This is a genomic window from Salinisphaera sp. SWV1 (assembly GCF_052044155.1).
GTDB lineage: Bacteria > Pseudomonadota > Gammaproteobacteria > Nevskiales > Salinisphaeraceae > Salinisphaera.
In genome coordinates, this window is sequence record NZ_JBQDYE010000151.1 from 1 (window position 1) to 584 (window position 584).

The 584-nt window shown below is 55.7% G+C and carries 2 pseudogenes; both read left to right on the forward strand.

Features of this window, described 5'->3' with window-relative positions:
• Window positions 1-315: pseudogene (locus ACS8YF_RS19955) on the forward strand (permease); the annotation flags it as partial.
• Window positions 299-584 (forward strand): annotated as a pseudogene (locus tag ACS8YF_RS19960) (hypothetical protein); the annotation flags it as partial. The pseudogenes ACS8YF_RS19955 and ACS8YF_RS19960, both read left to right, overlap by 17 nt.

A 584-nucleotide genomic window follows, 5' to 3' on the forward strand; every position in this document is an offset into this window, starting at 1 on the left:
CTGGCCTTCATCTACGGCGATTTGATCGTCATCCCGATGTTGCTGGTCTATCGCCAATACTACGGCACCCGACTCGCGGCAATTCTAGGCGTCATTCTGTATATCGCCATGGCGGTGACCGGCTTCGTCGTCGATCTCATTTTCTCCGTCGGCGGATGGGCGCCCGATTCAAGCACGGTCGACGTCGGATCAATGGAATTCTTCAGCCTGGATTACACATTTTGGCTGAATCTGATTTTCATCGGTGTCGGGCTGGGGCTCTGGGCTCTGTCCAGGCAAGCCAACGCCCAGTCCCACTGTGCCCATCATCACTGATGGAGGCGGCCATGCCGGCACCACCAACCCAACCGCCATACCTCGATCAAAACCTAAAAAGGGCATCATGAAAGACTCAACGACACATTACGGACTCGTCAGCCGATTCTTGCACTGGCTACTGGCCCTTCTGATCATCGCGCAGTTTTCGCTGGTCTTTGTTTTTACATGGATCGTCCCCGAGCACGGGGGCGAGCACCATCACCATGAACATCAGGCCGCCAGCCTGCATGAGACGGTGATGATGCTCCATAAATCCGTTGGGGTGC